Annotated in this window: 16 protein-coding genes; 4 read left to right on the plus strand and 12 right to left on the minus strand. The window is 71.7% G+C overall.

What is annotated here, in order from left to right:
- Window positions 1-36 precede the first annotated feature (36 nt).
- Window positions 37-1,407, minus strand: coding sequence for an MFS transporter (locus tag Msi02_RS24795; protein ID WP_204050475.1), 1,371 nt, complete (start codon window positions 1,405-1,407; stop codon window positions 37-39).
- A gap of 472 nt (window positions 1,408-1,879) precedes the next feature.
- Between Msi02_RS24795 and Msi02_RS24800 the strand changes: the two genes are divergently transcribed.
- Complete coding sequence (locus Msi02_RS24800) at window positions 1,880-2,695, plus strand: peptidoglycan recognition protein family protein (RefSeq protein WP_204050476.1); 816 nt, start codon at window positions 1,880-1,882, stop codon at window positions 2,693-2,695.
- Between the two features lie 13 nt (window positions 2,696-2,708).
- Here the strand turns inward: Msi02_RS24800 and Msi02_RS24805 are convergent, their stop codons facing one another.
- The gene (locus Msi02_RS24805) at window positions 2,709-3,545 is read right to left on the minus strand and encodes an EamA family transporter (RefSeq protein ID WP_204050477.1); all 837 of its coding nucleotides are present in this window, start codon (window positions 3,543-3,545) and stop codon (window positions 2,709-2,711) included.
- Window positions 3,546-3,612: 67 nt separating this feature from the next.
- Here Msi02_RS24805 and Msi02_RS24810 point away from each other — a divergent pair, with 67 nt between their 5' ends.
- Window positions 3,613-4,194, plus strand: coding sequence for an XRE family transcriptional regulator (locus tag Msi02_RS24810; protein ID WP_204050478.1), 582 nt, complete (start codon window positions 3,613-3,615; stop codon window positions 4,192-4,194).
- Window positions 4,195-4,217: 23 nt separating this feature from the next.
- On the opposite strand, the gene Msi02_RS24815 is transcribed toward Msi02_RS24810, so the two are convergent.
- Genes Msi02_RS24815 through Msi02_RS24830 form a run of 4 tightly spaced genes read right to left on the minus strand, consistent with a single transcriptional unit; the run spans window position 4,218 to window position 8,109 of the window.
- Entirely contained in the window at window positions 4,218-5,501 is a 1,284-nt protein-coding gene (locus Msi02_RS24815; RefSeq protein WP_239108674.1) for a nucleotide sugar dehydrogenase, read from the minus strand.
- A 13-nt stretch (window positions 5,502-5,514) separates the two neighbouring features.
- Window positions 5,515-6,492 (minus strand): dTDP-glucose 4,6-dehydratase, encoded by a 978-nt coding sequence (gene rfbB, locus Msi02_RS24820; protein ID WP_204050479.1) that lies wholly within the window; start codon window positions 6,490-6,492, stop codon window positions 5,515-5,517.
- Window positions 6,489-7,556, minus strand: a complete 1,068-nt coding sequence (locus tag Msi02_RS24825) for a glucose-1-phosphate thymidylyltransferase (protein ID WP_204050480.1) — start codon at window positions 7,554-7,556, stop codon at window positions 6,489-6,491. The genes rfbB and Msi02_RS24825 overlap by 4 nt, the downstream gene beginning before the upstream one ends.
- A gap of 37 nt (window positions 7,557-7,593) precedes the next feature.
- Window positions 7,594-8,109, minus strand: coding sequence for a GNAT family N-acetyltransferase (locus Msi02_RS24830; protein ID WP_239108675.1), 516 nt, complete (start codon window positions 8,107-8,109; stop codon window positions 7,594-7,596).
- Between the two features lie 205 nt (window positions 8,110-8,314).
- Between Msi02_RS24830 and Msi02_RS24835 the strand changes: the two genes are divergently transcribed.
- Window positions 8,315-9,334: a glycosyltransferase family 2 protein gene (locus Msi02_RS24835; protein ID WP_505745418.1), complete on the plus strand. Its 1,020-nt coding sequence runs from the start codon at window positions 8,315-8,317 to the stop codon at window positions 9,332-9,334.
- On the plus strand, window positions 9,331-10,065 hold the full coding sequence (locus Msi02_RS24840; protein WP_204050482.1) for a WbqC family protein: 735 nt from the start codon (window positions 9,331-9,333) through the stop codon (window positions 10,063-10,065). The genes Msi02_RS24835 and Msi02_RS24840 overlap by 4 nt, the downstream gene beginning before the upstream one ends.
- Here the strand turns inward: Msi02_RS24840 and Msi02_RS24845 are convergent.
- The 6 genes from Msi02_RS24845 to Msi02_RS24870 all read right to left on the minus strand — a co-directional run bounded on the left by Msi02_RS24845 (window position 10,032) and on the right by Msi02_RS24870 (window position 18,519).
- A complete protein-coding gene (locus Msi02_RS24845) occupies window positions 10,032-12,269 on the minus strand; it encodes a hypothetical protein (RefSeq protein WP_204050483.1) in 2,238 nt (745 codons plus the stop codon). The two genes, Msi02_RS24840 and Msi02_RS24845, sit on opposite strands and share 34 nt — an antisense overlap.
- Before the next feature lie 348 nt (window positions 12,270-12,617).
- Window positions 12,618-13,316, minus strand: coding sequence for a class I SAM-dependent methyltransferase (locus Msi02_RS24850; protein WP_204050484.1), 699 nt, complete (start codon window positions 13,314-13,316; stop codon window positions 12,618-12,620).
- Between the two features lie 20 nt (window positions 13,317-13,336).
- Window positions 13,337-13,735, minus strand: a complete 399-nt coding sequence (locus Msi02_RS24855) for a GtrA family protein (protein WP_204050485.1) — start codon at window positions 13,733-13,735, stop codon at window positions 13,337-13,339.
- A 161-nt stretch (window positions 13,736-13,896) separates the two neighbouring features.
- Entirely contained in the window at window positions 13,897-15,051 is a 1,155-nt protein-coding gene (gene rffA / locus Msi02_RS24860) for a dTDP-4-amino-4,6-dideoxygalactose transaminase (protein WP_239108676.1), read from the minus strand.
- A 103-nt stretch (window positions 15,052-15,154) separates the two neighbouring features.
- On the minus strand, window positions 15,155-16,282 hold the full coding sequence (locus Msi02_RS24865; RefSeq protein WP_204050487.1) for an ice-binding family protein: 1,128 nt from the start codon (window positions 16,280-16,282) through the stop codon (window positions 15,155-15,157).
- A 182-nt stretch (window positions 16,283-16,464) separates the two neighbouring features.
- Window positions 16,465-18,519: a DUF4082 domain-containing protein gene (locus Msi02_RS24870; RefSeq protein ID WP_204050488.1), complete on the minus strand. Its 2,055-nt coding sequence runs from the start codon at window positions 18,517-18,519 to the stop codon at window positions 16,465-16,467.
- Window positions 18,520-18,532 lie beyond the last annotated feature (13 nt).

Below are 18,532 nucleotides of genomic sequence, written 5' to 3' on the forward strand. Positions count from 1 at the left end.
GCGGGCGCCGCGCGGGCGCCCGCGAGAGGCCGCGTCTCAGACCCGGGCGGCCGCCAGGCTCGGCGCCGACTTCGCTCCCAGGGTGCGCATGTAGCAGAACCAGGTGAGCGCGAAGCAGACGGCGTAGAAGGCGGCGAAGGCCGCGAGCGCCGCCCCCGCGCCGCCCGTGGCGGAGATGGAGCTGCCGAACCCGCGGTTGATGAAGAACCCGCCGAAGGCGCCCACCGCGGAGATGAACCCGATGGCCGCCGAGGCGTCGCGCTTGCCGGTCGCGAGCGCCTCCTCGTACGCGGGGGTGCCGGGCTCGACGCCGGCCACCGCCTTCGCCCGGAAGATCGCCGGGATCATCCGGTACGTGGAGCCGTTGCCGACGCCGGCGGTGCCGATCAGCAGCATGAACGCGGCGAAGAACAGCACGAAGTTGCGGGCCGACATGGCCTGCCAGACGAGCAGAACCGAGGCGATCATCGCGGCGAAGTTCCAGAACGTCACCGAGGCGCCGCCGAGGCGGTCCGACAGCCAGCCGCCGACCGGCCGGATGAGTGACCCGACCAGCGGGCCGAGGAACGCCAGCGAGGTCAGCGCGGCGTGCTCGGGGAACTGCGACTTGATGAGCAGCGGGAACGCGGTGGAGTAGCCGATGAACGAGCCGAACGTGCCGATGTAGAGGACCGACATGATCCAGGTCTGCGCCCGGCCGGCCGCCTTGGCCATCTCCCTCGGCTCGGCCTTGGCCGAGGTCAGGTTGTCCATGCAGAAGTACGCCCCGGCGGCGGCGGCCAGGACGAAGGGCACCCAGAACAGTCCGGCCGCGGCCAGTCCGAACCCGGCGATGACCAGCGGCATCAGCAACTGCACGGAGCTGACGCCGATGTTGCCGCCGGCCGCGTTGAGGCCGAGGGCGGCGCCCTGCCTGTTCTGCGGGAAGAAGTAGGTGATGTTGGCCATGCTGGAGGCGAAGTTGCCGCCGCCGAGCCCGGCCGTCGCCGCGATGAGCAGGAAGGCCCAGTAGGGCGTGCCCGGGTCGTTCACGGCCACCGCGAGCAGGACGGCGGGCACCAGCAGCAGCAGCGCGCTGACCACCGTCCAGTTCCGGCCGCCGAACCGGGCGGGCGCGAACGTGTAGGGGATGCGCAGCGCCGAGCCCACGAGGTTGGGCAGCGAGACGATCCAGAACAGCTGGTCCGTGGAGAACTTGTAGGCGCCGAGCTTGACCGAGACGATGCTCCAGACGGTCCACAGCGTGAAGCCCAGGTGCTCGGCCAGGATCGAGAACGCCAGGTTCCGCCGGGCCACCTTCTTGCCGGTGCTCTCCCAGAAGACCGGATCGTCCGGTCGCCAGTCACCGATCCAGCGGCCCTTCCGGGGTACTTCCGGGGCCGTGCGCGCCGCCTGCGTCGCCGTCATCGTTCCTCCCGCATCGTCTGTCGGCTGGGGCCGGAAACGAAGGTAGGAAGAGCGCGTTACGCACTTTGACCAAGCGTGACCGTGCGGCCGTTACATGTGCCGCACCCGCGAAACATGCAATCCACACGCATAACGGAGGCAACATCGGGTTAACACGGGCCCGCCTCTCGCGCGGCCCTCGTTTCGTCCGCGTGACGCCGGGCGAACGGCGCCCGGACCGGCCGTCGTCACGCAAGGTCAGCACCCCCGCCACGGCCCGTACGCGGGTATTTCGGGAAATTCCCGCGATCGCGGTAGCGCCATTCCATGACCGGACTGCGGCGTTTTCCCCTGCGGCATGGCACGGACATTTCGGTTGACATGTGACCGGTTTTCCGCGCGCAGGAATATCCGCGGCGGGGAAAGGGGATATCGATGCCGCCTCCCGCCGGACGAGGGCCCCCGAGGGCCCGCGCGCACTCGGGGAGGACGGATGCCAGCGGTCTCACGCCGCGCGTTTCTTTCGACGGGGCTCCTCTGGTCGGCGTGCCTGCCCGCGGCGATCCTGACCGCGCAGGGCGGGCTCGTCGCGACGGCCACGCCCGTCTGGGCCGGGAACCGCCCGCGGCGGCCACGCGTGTACACCCGGTCGGACTGGAAGGCCGATCCGCCCAGGAGCAAGGCCGAGGTGCTCGACCGGGCGCCCGACCGGCTCGTCGTCCACCACACGGCGACGGCGAACACGGGCGCGACCGACCTCGACGCGGCCTTCCGGCTGTCCCGGACGATCCAGCGCTACCACATGAAGCACAACGGCTGGGAGGACATCGGCGAGCAGTTCACCGTCAGCCGGGGCGGATACGTCATGGAGGGCCGCAACCGCTCACTGCCGGCTGTGGAGGCGGGCAAGCACGTGATGGGCGCGCAGGCGGCCGACCACAACGACCACACGCTGGGCATCGAGACCGAGGGGACCTACACCTCCTGCCTGCCCCCGGCCCGCCAGTTGTCCGCGCTGACCGCCCTGCTGGCCTGGCTGTGCGACGCCTACGCGCTCGACCCACACGAGGCCATCGTCGGCCACCGCGACCTCAACCGGACCGCATGCCCGGGCGACCGCCTCTACGCGTACCTGCCGCAGTTGCGCGACGACGTCGCGCGCCGCCTGGGCGGGCGCGGGTCCGGGCGGGGCGAGCCCCGGCCGCCGCGTCTCGCGCTGCCCGAGGGTCCGTACGAGGGAGTCGCGCTCATCGGCGACCTGCCGCTGGAGCACGGTCCCGCCGTGGGCCCGCACGACCTGACCCGCTGACGGCAGCCCGCGATCAGTTGAGCGCGAGGAGGCTGACGGCGACGGCGGCGGCGCCGAGCCCGGTGAGCTGGCTGCGGTGGATGCGTTCGGCCAGGACGACGCGGGCCAGCAGGACGGTGCCGGCCGGATAGAGCGCGGTGATGACGGCGACGACGGCGAGGTCTCCGCTGCGGGCGGCCAGGAGGAAGGCGAGGTTGGCCAGGGAGTCCAGCATGCCCGCGGCGGCGCAGAGGGCGGGCGCGGGGCGCCGGTCGCCGAGGCGCTCGCGGAGCAGGGCGGCCGCGGTCAGGACGAGGACGGAGGAGACGGCGCGACCGGCGATGATCGGAGCGAGGCCGCTGTCGGCGGGGGCCTGATGGAGGCAGATGAGCTGGGCGGCGATGGCGGCGCCCGCGCCCAGGGCCAGCAGCAGGGTGGTGCGGCTGGGCCGGGAGGCGCCCGCACCGGGGCCCGCGCTGACCAGGACGACGGCGATCAGCGCGAGCGGGAGGCCGAGCAGGGCGTAGGTGGTGAGGTGTTCGCCCTGGGCCAGGCCGAGGCCGACCGGCAGGACGGCGGAGACCAGCGCGGTGATGGGGGAAAGCACACTCATCGGACCGATCGCCAGGGTGCGGTAGAGCAGCGCGAAGGCCGCGGCCGAAGCGGCTCCGGACGCGGCGCCCCAGGCCAGCGCGGCCGGGCTCCAGTGCGCGCCGAGGAAGGGCCACAAGGCGAGCTCGACGGCGAGACTCGCGGGAGCCGCGATGACGACGGTGCGCAGGACGTGCGCGCCGCGGGCGCTGAGCCCGCCGAGGAAGTCGGCGCAGCCGTACGCGAGAGAGCTGGCCAGGGCCAGCAGAAGAGCGGTCACAACGCATACCTTTCAGTGGAACGACCGTAAGGTACAATAGAGTGACCGACAGGAGGGATGGCAAGCGGTGGGGCATACGGCGGCGGCGCTGCGGGCGGTGGCGTCCAACGTGAAGGCGGCCCGGCTGCGGGCGGGCCTCTCCGTGGAGCAGCTCAGCGCCCGGGCGCAGGTGAGCAAGGGAGCGCTGGTCAGCCTGGAGAACGCGCAGGGCAACCCTAACCTGGCCACGCTGGTGCGCCTCGCCGACGCCCTGGGCATGTCGGTGTCGGCCCTCACCGAGGGCCGGCGGCATCGCGACATCCAGATCGTGGAGGCCGCCGACACCGAGCCGCTGTGGACCGGAGAGCACGGCGGCGAGGCCCGCCTCATGCTCACCACCAGCGGCCCGGCGCCGGTGGAGGTGTGGCGCTGGCGCCTGCACCCCGGCGAGGCGTATCCCAGCCATCCCCACCCGGACGGGGTGGTGGAGACCGTCAGCGTCATCCGCGGCCGCCTGACCCTCGTCCTCGACGGCGCGGAACACCAGGTCCCCGCCGGGGCCACCGCCACGTTCGACGGTGGCGTCCCCCACACCTACCGGGGCGGCGGCGCCGAGCCCTGCGAGCTGCTCATGACCGTGCACCTGCCGCCGCGCACCGGCGGCGGTTAGCGGCCCTTCGACGAGCCCGGCCGTCAGAGCCGCTCGACGTTCGGCCCCCGGCAGCGGTTGCGGGTGTCGAAGACGAAGGCGCTCTCGCGCTGGACCAGGGCGTAGTCGAAGCAGTCGTGGTCGGTGAGGACCACGACGGCGTCGGCCGCCGCGATCTCCCGCGGCGAGGCGTCGGCGATCGCCACCCCCTCGGGCACGAGGGCGAGGTCGACGTGCGGGTCGGCCGCGCGCACGTCCGCGCCCAGCTTGCGCAGGTGCTTGGCCACCTCCAGCGCCGGGGACTCGCGGCAGTCGCCGGTGTTCTTCTTGTACGACAGGCCGAGCAGGAGCACCCGGCTGCCGTTCAGGGCCTTGCGCCGGTCGTTCAGCGCCAGCACCAGCCGGTCGACGACGTGCGCGGGCATGTGGTCGTTGACGTCGTTGGCCAGCTCCACGAACCGGAAGTTGTGCCCCAGGCTGCGCTTGACCTTCCAGGACAGGTACGACGGGTCGATCGGCAGGCAGTGGCCGCCGACGCCGGGCCCCGGGGTGAAGCGCATGTAGCCGAACGGCTTGGTCGAGGCGGCGTCGATGGCCTCCCACACGTCGATGCCGAGCTGCCTGGCGAAGACCGACAGCTCGTTGACCAGGGCGATGTTGACGTGCCTGAAGGTGTTCTCCAGGAGCTTGCACAACTCGGCCACCTGCGGCGAGGACACGGGGACGACGTGTTCGACGACGGCCTCGTAGAAGTCGCGGACCCGCGCGAGGGCGGCGTCGTCGAGACCGGAGACGACCTTCGGCGTGTTCTCCAAGCGCCACCGCGCGTTGCCGGGGTCGATCCGCTCGGGGCTGTAGCCGAGGTGGAAGTCGCCCGGCGCGCGCAGCCCCGATCCCTCCTCCAGGATCGGGCGCAGGTACTCCTCCGTCGTCCCCGGATAGGTGGTCGACTCCAGCACCACGGTCGCGCCCGGCCGCAGGCGTGGGGCGAGCGAACGGCCGGCCGACGCGATGTGGCTGAGGTCGGGCACGCCGTCGGTCAGCGGCGTCGGCACGGTGATCACGCAGACGTCGAAGCCCTCGGCGTCGGCGTAGTCCGCGCTGGCCCGGTAGCGGCCCGTCGCGTGCGCCGCCGCGAGCGCGTCGTCGCCGATGTCCTCGACGTACGACTGTGCGGCGTTGAGCCGCTTGACCCGCCACTCGTCCACCTCGACGCCCACCACGTCGAACCCGGCGTGCACGGCGCGTACGGCCAGCGGCAGGCCGACGTAGCCCTGCCCGACCACGACCAGTTTCTCCATCAAGGACCCCCGTCCCTTGTCTGTCATGATGTGGCCGTCCTCAGCCGCGACGGTTCACGAGCGGGCGCCACCAGTCCTGGTGGTCCCGATACCAGTGCACGACGCCGGCGAGTCCTTCGTCGAAGTCCACCCGGGGCTCGTAGCCGATCGCCCTGATCTTGCCGCTGTCCAGCGCGTAGCGCCGGTCGTGCCCGGGCCGGTCGGGCACCTGCTCGACCATCTCCCATCCCGCGCCGAAGGCGTCCAGGATCCGGCGGGTGAGGTCGAGGTTGCTCAGCTCGACCCCGCCGCCGATGTTGTAGACCTCGCCGGGCTCCCCCTTGTCCAGCACAAGCTGGACGCCCCGGCAGTGGTCGTCCACGTGCAGCCACTCCCGCACGTTGCGGCCGTCGCCGTACAGGGGCACGGGCCGCCCGTCGATCAGGTTGGTGACGAACAGCGGGATGACCTTCTCCGGGTACTGGTACGGCCCGTAGTTGTTCGAGCACCGGGTCAGCCGGACGTCCAGCCCGTACGTGCGGTGGTAGGCGCGGCAGAGCAGGTCGGCCCCGGCCTTGGCCGCCGAGTAGGGCGAGTTCGGCAGCAGCGGCTCCGCCTCCGTCCACGTCCCCTCGTCGATCGAGCCGTACACCTCGTCGGTGGACACCTGGACGAACGTGCGGACGTCCGCCTCCAGGGCGGCCTGCAGCAGCCGCTGCGTGCCCAGCACGTTGGTCGTCACGAAGTCGCCCGCACCGGTGATCGACCGGTCGACGTGGGTCTCGGCGGCGAAGTTCACGACCACGTCGTGCCCGGGGACCAGCTCGCGCAGCAGGTCCGCGTCGCACACGTCGCCGTACGCGAACGTGAAGGCGGGGTCGGACTCCACCGGGGCGAGGTTGGCCGGATTGCCGGCGTAGGTGAGCTTGTCCAGCACCGTGACCCGGGCGTCCTCATAGCCGGGATAGACGCCCGACAGCAGCGAGCGGACGTAGTGGGAGCCGATGAAGCCGGCCGCGCCGGCGACGAGTATCTTCACGCGCGCACCTGCACCTTGCTGTGGTCTCCGATCATGAGCTGGTAGGCGTTGGGCACCCCGGTCGCCTTCGTGACCTCCGCGTTGCGGCCGACCAGCGAGTGGGTCATGCCGCGGACGCCCCTGATGGCCGAGTCGGCGAGCACGATGCTGTAGTCCACCTCGGTGTCCTCGATCACGCAGCCCTCGCCGATCGAGGTGTACGGCCCGACGTACGAGCCGATGATCTTGGTGTCGGCGCCGATCACCACCGGGCCGCGGATGACCGAGCCCTCCACCACGGCGCCGGGAGCGATCACCACGCGCCCGCTGACCTCCGACAGCCCGTCCACGGTGCCCGCGACGTCGGGCTCGACCGCCTCGAGCACGATGCGGTTGCACTCCAGCATGTCCTGCAGGCGGCCCGTGTCGCGCCAGTAGCCGGTGACGAAGTGCGACCGCACGCGGTGCCCGGTGTCGATGAGCCACTTGATCGCGTCGGTGATCTCCAGCTCGCCCCGCGCGGACGGCCTGATCGCGCGTACGGCCTCGTGGATGGCCGGGGAGAACGTGTAGACCCCGACGATCGCCAGATCGCTGCGCGGGTGCTCGGGCTTCTCCTCCAGCGCGACGATCTCCCCGTCCGGACCGAGCTCGGCCACGCCGTAGAACTGCGGCTCGGCCACCCGGGTGAGCAGGATGCGGGCGTCGCACTCCTCGGCGCGGAAGGCGTCGACCAGGCCGCGGATGCCGCCGACCAGGAAGTTGTCGCCCAGGTACATGACGAACGGGTCACCGGCCAGGAACTCCCGCGCGACGAGGACGCAGTGCGCCAGCCCGAGCGGCGCCTCCTGGGGGATGTAGGTGACGTCGAGCCCGAACGCCGAGCCGTCGCCGACGGCCTCGCGAACCTCCCGGCCCGTGTCGCCGACGATGATGCCCACGTCGGTGATGCCGGCGTCCCTGATCGCCTCGAGCCCGTAGAAGAGCACCGGCTTGTTGGCGACGGGGACGAGCTGCTTGGCCGAGGTGTGGGTCAGCGGGCGCAGCCTCGTGCCCTTGCCGCCCGCCAGGACGAGTGCCTTCACCGCTGTTCCCGTCCTTCCGCGATATCCGGTGGGCGGCTCATCGCAGCTCACCGCGGAGCAGCGAGTAGAGGACCTGGTCGTGCCAGCCGCCGTCGCGCCACTGGGCCCGCCGCAGGACGCCCTCACGCACGAACCCGACCTTCTCCACCGCACGCTGCTCGCCGATGTTGGCCACGTCGGTGAAGCACTGGAGGCGCTCGGCCCGGGTGTGCGCGAACAGGTAGTCGGCCAGCAGGCGCTGGGCCTCGGTGCCGATGCCGCGGTCGCGGAAGCCCGTGAAGACACAGATTCCGATCGCCCAGCACCAGCACGTCGTCTCGGGTCCCCAGGCCGTCTTCCACCAGGCCACCCATCCGGCGGTGTCCCCGCCGGAGTCGATGGCCAGCCGCCCGTAGTCGTCGCCGAGCAGGCCGTTGTCCGCGAACTGGCGGCGCAGCGCGCCGGAGTGGCGATATCCGTACCACTGGAATTCGCCCCGTGCCTCGGGCGTCGCCCGTTCCGCTTCGAAAACGTCGAGATCCGCCTCGCGGACCGGCCTCAATGTGACGTCCATGATCTCCCCTCATCGGGCATGCGGGAGCCGCGCGACGGGAACGGAATCGTCCGGCGCCTTTTCTCCCGGGCGGGGCCGTGGGAATTCCCATTCGGCCGCCCGCCAGTCGCCAATGCTATGCGCGGACCCGCGCCGACCCGGGAGGCCACATTGCGAACGAGCGTGAAAGGTGCGGATCGGGTTTCTCAATATCCCGCAAATTCGGATGTGCGGCACGAGGAGGCCGACGGCCGCTCATCACAATGACGCCATGACCAACGTATCCGTTGTGATCCCCTGTTACCGATCCGCCCGGACGCTGCCGGCCCTGGTGGAACGCCTTCTCGCCGTTCTGCCCACCGCCGCGAACCTCTTCGAGGTCGTGCTCGTCGTGGACGGCTCGCCCGACGACACGTGGGAGGTGGCGCAGGGCCTCGTCGAGCGGCACGACAGCGTCCGCGCCGTGCTGCTGGCCCGCAACTACGGGCAGCACAACGCCCTGGTCGCGGGCATCCGCTGCGCGCGGTACGAGGTCATGGTGACGATGGACGACGACCTGCAGCATCCGCCGGAGGAGATTCCCCGGCTCCTGGCGGGCCTGCGGCCCGACGTCGACATCGTGTACGGCGTCCCGAGCGGCGGGACACACGGGCGAATTCGCGATTTCGCCTCCAAATCGCTGAAATGCGGGCTTTCCGGGCGGTTCGGCGCGGAGAACGGCGCGGACATCTCCGCGTTCCGCGCCTTCCGGAGTTTCCTCCGGGAGTCGCTGGACGGCGTCGGTGGTCCGCACACGCAGATCGACATCGCCTTCTCCTGGGCGACCACCCGGGTCGGCACCGTACCGGTGCGGATGCAGAGCCGGCTCGTCGGCCGCTCCAACTACACCCCCACGATGCTCGTGCGCCACGCGATCGGCGTGTTCGTCGGGTACAGCACGCTCCCGCTGCGCCTGGTGACCTACTTCGGCCTGCTGACCGGGGCGTTCGGCATCGTCCTGCTGACCGTCTTCCTGTGGACGTACTGGTCGGGCGACAGCACCGTCAAGGGCTTCACCTCGACCGCGTCCATGATCGCGTTGTTCGCGTCCGCCCAGATGATCGCGCTCGGCATCATCGGGGAGTACCTCGGCAGGATCCACGTCGAGAGGATGGGCCGCCCCACCTACATCGTCCGCACCCGGGCCGAGAGCGGTGCGGCGCAGCCGATGACGGTGACGGGCGGGCCGGAGGGGTGGAGCGCGTGAAGCGGGTCGCCATCGTGCAGTCGAACTACATCCCCTGGAAGGGATACTTCGACCTGATCGCGCACGTCGACGAGTTCATCCTGTTCGACGACGTGCAGTACACCGACAGGGACTGGCGCAACCGCAACCTGATCAAGACGGCCGCCGGCCCGAAGTGGCTGTCCATCCCCGTACGGCGCGGCCCGCGCAGCCGGTTGATCAACGAGGTGGTCGCGAGCGACATGGAGTGGCCCCGCGCGCACTGGCTCCTGCTCGCGCAGACCTACCGCAAGGCCCCCTGCTTCGAGGAGGTCGCGCCGGCGATCGAACGGCTCTACCTCGACTGCCGAAGTGACCGGCTGTCGGACATCAACCGGCACTTCCTCGAAGGGCTGCTGGGCGTGCTCGGCATCCCGGCGACCCTGAGCCGCGCCGAGGACTACGGCGCGACCGGGAGCAAGACCGAGCGCCTCGTGGACCTGTGCCGCAGGTCGGGCGCCGGCGAGTACCTCACCGGCCCGGCCGCCCGCGCCTACCTGGACGAGAGCCTCTTCGACCGGGCCGGGATCGGGGTCCGGTGGTTCGACTACTCCGGCTATCCGGAGTATCCGCAGGCGCACCCCCCGTTCGACCACCACGTCAGCGTCCTCGACCTGATCTTCAACACCGGACCGGCCGCCGCTCAGTATCTCAAGAGCGCCCAGCGTCTCAAGGGAGCTCAGCGCCGCGCCGCCGGGCCGGCGATCTCGTAGACGGCGAAGTCCCCGGAGCGCAGGCGCGGGGCGGCCACGTTCCCGAGCTCCGTGCCCGGGACCGTCAGCCGCTCGTCCACGAACAGCCAGCGCACCCCGTAACGGTCCCGCAGCGACCGCACCGCCTGCGCGGAGGGCGCCGCGAACAGCGCCTCGTTCGCCTGGAGCCGCTCGCGGTCCCAGAACGGCAGATACCAGAGCACCTGGCCCGGGCTCCACCGGTCCAGGTTCGCCGTCGCGTACGCCCATCCCTCGACGAGCACCCGCCGCTCGGCCAGCGCCGACACCCAGGCCGCGCGGCTGTCGCAGGGGCCGTCGACGCCGAGACGGCAGTGCATGTTGGTGGCGACGACGTCGCCGGGGCGGGAATGGTCGCGCAGCCACCGCGCGGCGGTGACCAGGCCCTGCGGCATCGCCTGGCTGCGTGCTGCCCGGTCGGCGTCCTCCGCCGCGTTCACGGGGGTCTTGTAGGTCACCGGAAGGATCCGGGTGAACCAGGCGGCCGGCGCGGCGAACGCCGAGGTCACCACGAGCGTGAGGGCGAACGAGCGCAGCGCGCCGCGCCGCGCGGCGACCAGCGCGACCGCCGTCAGCGCCACGAAGACCAGCAGGGCGGCGTACGGCAGGGCGAGCACGCCGAGCGGCTCGCCGTCGGGCAGCGGGACCCGTACGTCGCACAGGATCCGGATGCAGTAGGCGGCGACGGCCCCGGCGCCCACGGCGCAGACGACGGACAACGGCGACGTCCCCGACCTGCGCACGACGGTGACGAGCCCGTAGACCGAGACGATCGCCAGATAGGGATAGGGCGCCTGGAGGAAGTAGATCTCCGAGAGGCCGGGATGCCCGAAGCAGAGCGCCACGCCCAGCCCTGCCAGGCTCATGCCGAGGGTCAGCACGACGGCGGGCCGGGCGAGCGCCCGGGGCCGGCTGAGCAGGCCGAGCGTCCCGCACCACGCGACCGCTCCGGACAGGACGCACAGGAGGGTGAGCCCGAGGACCGCGGCCACCGGTCCCCCGAGCGGCCCTCCGTCGCCGACCACGCCGCCCCACGTCACGCGCATCAGGGACAGCGGCGCCGCCGTCGTTCCCCCGCGCACCCCGCCGTACAGGACGAACTGCGCGTAGAGCAGGCAGGCCACGCTCATGCCCAGGGCGACCAGGGCCGGGCCGTGCGGGCGGCGGCGCCGCACCGCCATGGCGACCGCCACCGCCGTCAGGCCCGCCGTGAGCAGGGGCAGGTACGTCGCCTTGGCCCCCATGACGGCCGCCAGGAAGACCCCCAGCAGGAGCCACTCCCACGGGTTCCGCCTCCGTCTCTCGAGCAGGTCCGCCAGCAGGAGGAAGACCGGGACGAACAGCAGCGCGCCGAAGGTCTGGGTGGGGCTCGACCAGGACTGGACCGGCTTCCAGACCAGCGCGCCGCCGACCGGGCCGATGTAGAGGTTCGGCGCCGCGACGAGGAAGACGGCGGCGAGGGCGGTCAGGGCTCCGGCCCGCGACCCGATGACCCGCCGGGCGGCCAGGCCCAGCAGGACGACCAGCGCCGCCATCATCGGCAGCATGCCGAGGCGGAACAGCAGCACCAGCGGCTCGACGCCGGTCACCCAGCTCGTGGCCGCGTAGTGGGCGTAGACGAACCAGTGGTACGGCAGCGGCTCCCCGGCGACGATCGGCATCGTCGGGGGCACGTGGTGCCGCAGTTCCCCGATGAACGCCAGGTGGAGGGGCATGTCGGGGAGCGACGCCCCGAGCGCCGGCCAGGCGAGGGCCTGCGTGCGGAAGAAGTTGACCGCGCTCCAGACCACCAGGTAGGCGACGACCAGGGCCAGCGACCAGGACCACCAGATCGGTGACCGGGTGGTGCCGGGGGCGCTTCTCCAGTGCCGCCGGAGCCGGGGCACGAGGAGGAAGGCGGCGTACGTCGCGACCGGCCAGGCGAGGACGAGTACCGGCGCCCCCACGGCCCGGGCCGCGACGTAGGCGAACACCTCCAGCCCGTATCCGAGGGCCAGCCCGAGCGCGACCTCCTCGCCCCGGGAGCGGTCACCCCGGTAGAGGGCCCGGACCAGCAGCGTTCCTGGGACCGCGAGGCAGGCGACGAGGTAGCCGCAGAAACGGGCCAGGTCGGAGACGCGGACGCCGTAGCGGGTGAGCGCGGCCGCCGTCAGGGCGAGCACCACGACGGCCGGCGCCCATCTCACCAGCGTCCGCCGCGCCGTCGCACGGGCGTCCGGCGCGTTTTTCGCCGGCGCACCGGTTATCGGCCCGTGCGGGGAATCCCCCGGGCTCCGGGTCGGCGAGCCTCCCCCGGCCGCGCTCCTCGCGACCGGATCGAACAGCGCTTTCTCATCCGACCGGGACGGGCCCGTGGCAGGGATTTCCCGAGGCGAGGTGTCAGCCATGCGTGCGATTCTCGCGGCGGCGGCACCACGAATTCGCCCGCGACCTCGTTCCGGGCGGATTCCTTGACATTCTTTTGCGGGTGTCCCGCTCACCGGCCGGAAACGCGGAAATCGCGAATCGCCTTTCCATCGTCCCGCGAACCGCCGTCACGAAGGACGGTGCGCCCGCACGACCAGGGTGACTCCGGGAAGCGATTTGACGGGCAGATATCTCTCGGCCGCGACCACGGCGCCCAGCCCCAGGTTGACCAGGGGCGGCACGTCCGTGACGTCGGAGCCGCTGGTGCGCTTCCTGCGCCAGGCCACGATCGGCCGCATCAGCACGTTCCAGCTCCACATGCGGTCGACGACCAGCCCGGCCCCGCGCAGCAGGGCAGCCAGTTCGTCCCGGGCGTACCGGCGGAAGTGGAAGGACGCCACGTCGTGCGCCGACCACAGCGCCATGTCGCACGGCACCGTGATCAGCGCCCGGCCACCCGGCCGCAGCACGCGCACCAGCTCGCGGGCGGCCGTGTGGTCGTCCTCGATGTGCTCGAGCACGTCGAACGCGAGCACGAGGTCGAAGGACTGTGCGGGCAGCGGCAGGTCGCACGCGTCGGCGTGGATCGCCCGCAGGCCCCGCCGGACGGCCAGCTCGACCGCGGTCTCGGAGTAGTCGGCCGCAAGCGCGTCCCACCCATGCTCCACGAGCACGCGGGTGTTGCCGCCGCCCGCGGCGCCGACGTCGAGTGCCCTGCCGGGCGGCCCGAGCCGCCGCAGCTCCCGGGCGAGCAGGGCGCGCCGCTCCCGGTACCACCAGTGCCGGTCCTCCAGCTCGACCGTACGGCGGATGTCAGTGGCCTCCATGGGCAGCCTTCCCCTAGTGATCAGTTCTTACGGCGGGCCGGGAACGTCCAGAGTCTGTGCACGAGGTAGCTCAGCGGCACGTTCACGACGATGACCAGCGCCTGCGCCACCATGATCGGAATCCCGGCGAGCTCCACCAGGAGCGGAACGCCCGTGACCGACGCCGCCAGGAAGCCCAGCCCGACGGCGTAGAACCGCAGGTGGCCGAGCACCCAGGACGATCCGGAGACGCGGAAGACCCTCAGCCGATACCACGGATAGACGACGACCGAGGCGACGAACTGGCTGGTCACGAGCAGGAGGAGATACGGGACCCGATGCCCGAGCGCGGCCAGTTGGACGCCGAGGATCGCGTAGTACACCACGGCCGACATCGCGCCGCTGCCCAGGTAGAGCACGCGCCGCCGGTCGAGCGCCACGGACAGGGCCCAGCGCGCGAGGTGACGGCGCCCCGCGGACGGCCGGGGATCGTGACCAGGACCGGGACATCGGGCGGCTTTCGGCACCGGTCCCGGTGTGTGTCCAGGTGTGGGTCCGGGTGTGTGTCCCGGTGCGAACCCGGTGGCGTTCCGTCCCACCGTCAGCGCACCTCGTAGCCGCGCACCGCCTCGACGACACGAGCCGCGCCGTCCTCGCCGAGACCCGCGAACAGCGGCAGCCGTACGAGCCGGTCCGCGACGTTCTCGGTGACCGGGCAGCCGCCGGGGGCGGTCCTGCCGTGCCGCAGGCCGGCCGGCGAGCTGTGCAGCGGCTGGTAGTGGAACGCCGCCTGCACGCCGTGGGCGGCGAGGTGGGCGATGAACGCCTGCCGGTTGCGCAGGTCGGGCAAAAGCAGGTGGTAGAGGTGCGCCGGATGCGCGCGGTCGTCGGGAACGGCCGGCTGCGCCACCCCGTTCTCGGCCGCCCAGTCCGCCAGGCCCTCGTGGTAGTCGCGCCAGACCGCCTGGCGCAGCCGCTGGATCGTGCCGAACGACTCCAGCTGGGCGGTCAGCATGGCGGCGAGGACGTCCGAGGGCAGATAGCTCGACCCGATGTCGACCCACTGGTACTTGTCGACCTGTCCCCGGAAGAACCGGCTGCGGTCGGTGCCCTTCTCGCGGATGATCTCGGCGCGCGCGGCGAGGGCGGCGTCGTTGACGAGCAGGGCGCCCCCCTCACCGCACTGCACGTTCTTCGTCGCGTGGAAGCTCTGCGTCGCCATGAGCCCGAACGACCCGAGGGGCCGGCCCCGGTAGAACCCGCCCAGCCCGTGCGCGTTGTCCTCGATCAGGGCCAGGCCGTGGCGATCCGCCACCGCGCCGATCGCGTCCATCTCGCAGGCCACGCCGGCGTAGTGGACGACCACCACGGCCCGGGTCCGCTCGGTGATCGCGGCCTCGATCAGGCGTTCGTCGATGTTCAGGGTGTCGGGCCTGCAGTCCACGAACACCGGCACCGCCCCGCGCAGGGCGTAGGCGTTGGCGGTCGACACGAACGTGAACGACGGCATGAGGACCTCGTCGCCGGGCCGCAGGTCCAGCAGGATCGCCGACATCTCCAGGGCATGCGTGCACGAGGTCGTCAGCAGGGCGCGGGCGGCACCGGTCAGTTCGCACAGAAGCCGGCCGGCCCGCTCGGTGAACGGCCCGTCCCCGCAGGTGAACCCCTGGCGTACCGCCTCCGCGAGGTAGGCGAGCTCGTTGTCCGCGACGTGGGTCCGGTTGAAGGGGACAGCCTTCAGGCTGGTTGTGCTCACCGCCGTAGTGAACAACGGCCCCGTGCCCCCGCCCCGCCGCCGCCGCGCGTGGTTGGCGAATCATGGCGCAACCCTTACGACGGCGGCGGAGACGGGGGCCGGGCTACCTCACGTTGACGACCTGCACCACCTCGTTCGAGGTGCTGGGGGCGAAGCGCACCCACGCCTCGGCCTGCGCCGTGAGACCGCCGAGGTAGACGGCGGTGATGTGGTGCTCCCCCACCGACAGCGCCGAGGTGGTGAACGTGGCGGGCGTGTCGGCGCCGGTCTGCATGCCCGTGCCGATGACGACGCCGTTGTCCTTGAAGACCACCCTCCCGGCCGGCGCCAGCGTGCCGCTGCGGGGATGCACCCGCGCGGTGAACGTGACCGGGAACTTCGCCTGGGAGGGGTTCGGCGAGGAGGTCAGCTCGGTCGTGGTGCCGGGGTCGAACGGCAGCGTGACGCGGGTCGGCGGCGGGACGATCGCGTCGACCGTGTTCGCGCGGTTGATCCCGTTGTCCGCCTCGGTGGTGCCCTCGATCGTGACCGTGTTGTCGAGGAGGAGGGTCCGTCCGTCGATGACGGCGCCCTCCGCGACCTTGATCGAGCCGCGGGCCAGGACGGTGCCGCGGAAGGTGGAGTACGTCCCGAGGGCGGCGCCCTCGGTGGCCTGCCAGTAGACGTTGTCCGCCTGTGCCCCGCCCACGAGCATGATGTTGCTGACCTTGGCCGTGGTCAGCGTGCTCGCGCGGAAGATGAAGACCGCGTCCGGGTTCCCCCCGGCGTCGATGGTGAGCGTCCCGTCGATGCGGAACGTCCCGTCCGCCGAGTCGTACACGCCGGGGGTCCTGCGGGTTCCACCGAGCTCGGCGGGCACGGTGACGGCGGGGCCCCGATCCGAGATGTCGTCGTACGCGGCGGTCGCGTCGGCCATCACCTGCGCCGCCTCGGCGTCACCGGCGTGGATCTCCCCCTCGACCACGCCCGGCGGGAAGCCGGTGACGGTGGTGCCGGGGCTCACGTCGACGTCCCCGGTGATCAGGGTCATGTTCGCGCTGATGACCGTGCCCGCCGCCAGCACCGCCGAGTGCTCGGCCGCGCCGAGGTCCACCGGGGGCTGGTCCGCGCTGGCGCGGCCGTCCATCACGACGAGGACGCCCGCGACAAGGGCCGCGACGAGGGCCGCGTACAACCACACGGCGTTGGCGCCACGTGGGAGAAACCGGCGGTGATCGGCGACTGCCGCCATGAGAGGACTCCTCCTTCTCGGGGATCCGGCCGTGCCGCGAGATCGGCCCGGACGGGTCGATCGGCGGGTCGCGGTGGCCTGCCCGCGCGTAAGCATTGGGTAAGGGGATCGGCAGGGGCGCGGCCGGACACCGGGCGCGGGCGTTTCGTTGCCCGTTCTTTGCCCGGCGCCGGCCGTTCCGTTCAGCCCTGCTGGAACACGACGTCGACCCAGTAGTTCGACGAGCGGAAGGTGCTGGCCGGGAAGGTGTCGGTGGCACTGTAGGCGTACACCCCGTTGCCGCCCGACGCGCTGTCGGAGGGCGCGGTCAGGGGCCCGTTGGTGCGCGGCGAGGTGAAGTACGGCCTGGTCAGCGAGTAGCGCCCCGAGGTGTGGTACGAGGCCACGTACGTGGTGCCCGCGGTGATGGCGACGGGGTTGGGGAAGTCGACCTGCTGCCACCCGCTGGCGGTCTCGTTCGTGAAGGTCGCGGTCGCCAGCTGCGTGCCGCCGGACGTCCACAGGCTGCCGATGTGGGTCCCGGTGTTCTGCGGGCCCTTGTAGAACCGGATGCCGGTGACCAGGCCGCCGGTCGCGGAGGTGAACTTCACGCCGAGCACCGCATCCTGGTCGTCGGGCTGGTTGACGACCGCGGGGGTGTCGGTGTTGTCCCAGAGCGTCTGCGAGGGAGTGAACATCACGTCGACCCAGTAGTTCGACGCCCGGTAGCTGCTGGTCGGGAAGGTGTCGGTGGCGCTGTAGGCGTACACCCCGTTGCCGCCGGACGCGCCGTCGGAGAGCGCGGTGAGAGGGCCGTTGGTGTAAGCGGAGGTGAAGTAGGGCCGGTTCATCGCGTAGAAGCCGGACGTGGTGTGGTACGACGCGATGTACGTGGTGCCGGAGCTGATGGCGACGGGGTTGGGGAAGTCCATCCGCTGCCACCCGGTCGCGGTCTCGTTCGTGAAGGTCACGGTGGCGATCTTCTGGCCGTCGGCCGTCCATAAGCTGCCGGTGTGGGTCCCGGTGTTCTGCGGGCCCTTGTAGAACCGGATGCCCGTGATCACGCCGTCCACCGCCGACTGGAACTTCACGCCGACCACCACGGCCTGCGGGTCGTTCCGCGACGCCTGGTCGGGGGTCACGCTGTCGCTCCACAGGCTGACGCTCGACACGCGCTGCACCAGCTCAGGCGAGGTGCTCGGGGCGAAGTGGATGACCTCCTCGCCGTTGAAGGTGTCGCCGCCGAGGTAGACGGCCGTGATCCGGTGCTGCCCGGCGGCGAGGCTCGACGTGGTGAGCTGAGCGGGATGCCCGTCGTCGTGGTAGTCCGTGCCGATGACCGTCGTCCCGTCCTTGAACGCCACGTAGCCCGCGGGGACGATCGACCCCGACTGCGCCTGGACGTTGGCCGTGAAGGTCACCGCGTCCCCGGTGGTCGACGGGTTGAGCGAGGAGGTCAGGGACGTGGTCGTGGGCGGGTTGTTCGGCACCGTCACACGGGTGGCCGGGGAGCTCGTGGTGCCCTGCAGGCCGATCGTGTTGTTCAGCGAGAACAGCCGTCCGTACACCGCGGCGCCCGAGCTCACCGACACCGCGCCGGAGGCGAGCACGTTCCCGCGGAAGGTGCAGAACGTGCCCAGCGACGCGGTGCCCGTGAGCTGCCAGTACACGTTGTCCTCCTGGGCGCCGTTGATCAGGGCGATATTGCTCACGCCGGCGGCGGTGAGGGTGGAGGCCCGGAAGACGAAGACCGCGTCGGGGTTGGCCTGCGCGTCGAGCGTGAGCGTGCCGTTGATGGTGAAGCCGCCGCCGGAGGAGTCGTAGACGCCGGGGGTCCTGGTCGTCCCGCCGAGTGCGGGCGGGATCGTGCCGTTCGAGGACATGGCGCTGACGGCGTTGTACGCGTCGACCGCGTCGGCCTTCGCGCCTGCGGCGGCGGCGCCGGTCCGGATGGAGCCGCTCACGGTGCCCGGCGGGAATCCGGTCACCGTGGTCCCCGGGCTCACCCCGAGGTCTCCGGTGATCGAGGTGAGGTTGGTGTTCGTCACCGACGTCCCCGCCAGCACCGCGTACGTGTCGGCGTCGCCGAGGGTCAGGGACGGGTCGGCGCTCGCGCGGCCGGGGATCGCCACCCCCAGTGCGAGGACGGCCAGCAGAGCCGTGAGGACGGCCGAGAGGCGGCGCCGGACGGTTGCGCCGGAGCCGGGGCGGCGTCCGCCACCCGTCCTCCGCCGGGCGGGCTCCCGCCCGCGTTTCATCGCATTTCCGTAC

Source organism: Microbispora siamensis, from assembly GCF_016863095.1.
In the GTDB taxonomy this organism is placed as follows: Bacteria; Actinomycetota; Actinomycetes; order Streptosporangiales; family Streptosporangiaceae; genus Microbispora; species Microbispora siamensis.

Coding starts and splice junctions, on each gene's coding strand:
- Msi02_RS24795 (WP_204050475.1), bottom strand. CDS start 1,407: ATGACGGCGACGCAGGCGGCGCGCACGGCCCCGGAAGTACCCCGGAAG.
- Msi02_RS24800 (WP_204050476.1), top strand. CDS start 1,880: ATGCCAGCGGTCTCACGCCGCGCGTTTCTTTCGACGGGGCTCCTCTGG.
- Msi02_RS24815 (WP_239108674.1), bottom strand. CDS start 5,501: ATGACAGACAAGGGACGGGGGTCCTTGATGGAGAAACTGGTCGTGGTC.
- Msi02_RS24830 (WP_239108675.1), bottom strand. CDS start 8,109: ATGGACGTCACATTGAGGCCGGTCCGCGAGGCGGATCTCGACGTTTTC.
- Msi02_RS24835 (WP_505745418.1), top strand. CDS start 8,315: ATGTGCGGCACGAGGAGGCCGACGGCCGCTCATCACAATGACGCCATG.
- Msi02_RS24850 (WP_204050484.1), bottom strand. CDS start 13,316: ATGGAGGCCACTGACATCCGCCGTACGGTCGAGCTGGAGGACCGGCAC.
- Msi02_RS24865 (WP_204050487.1), bottom strand. CDS start 16,282: ATGGCGGCAGTCGCCGATCACCGCCGGTTTCTCCCACGTGGCGCCAAC.
- Msi02_RS24870 (WP_204050488.1), bottom strand. CDS start 18,519: ATGAAACGCGGGCGGGAGCCCGCCCGGCGGAGGACGGGTGGCGGACGC.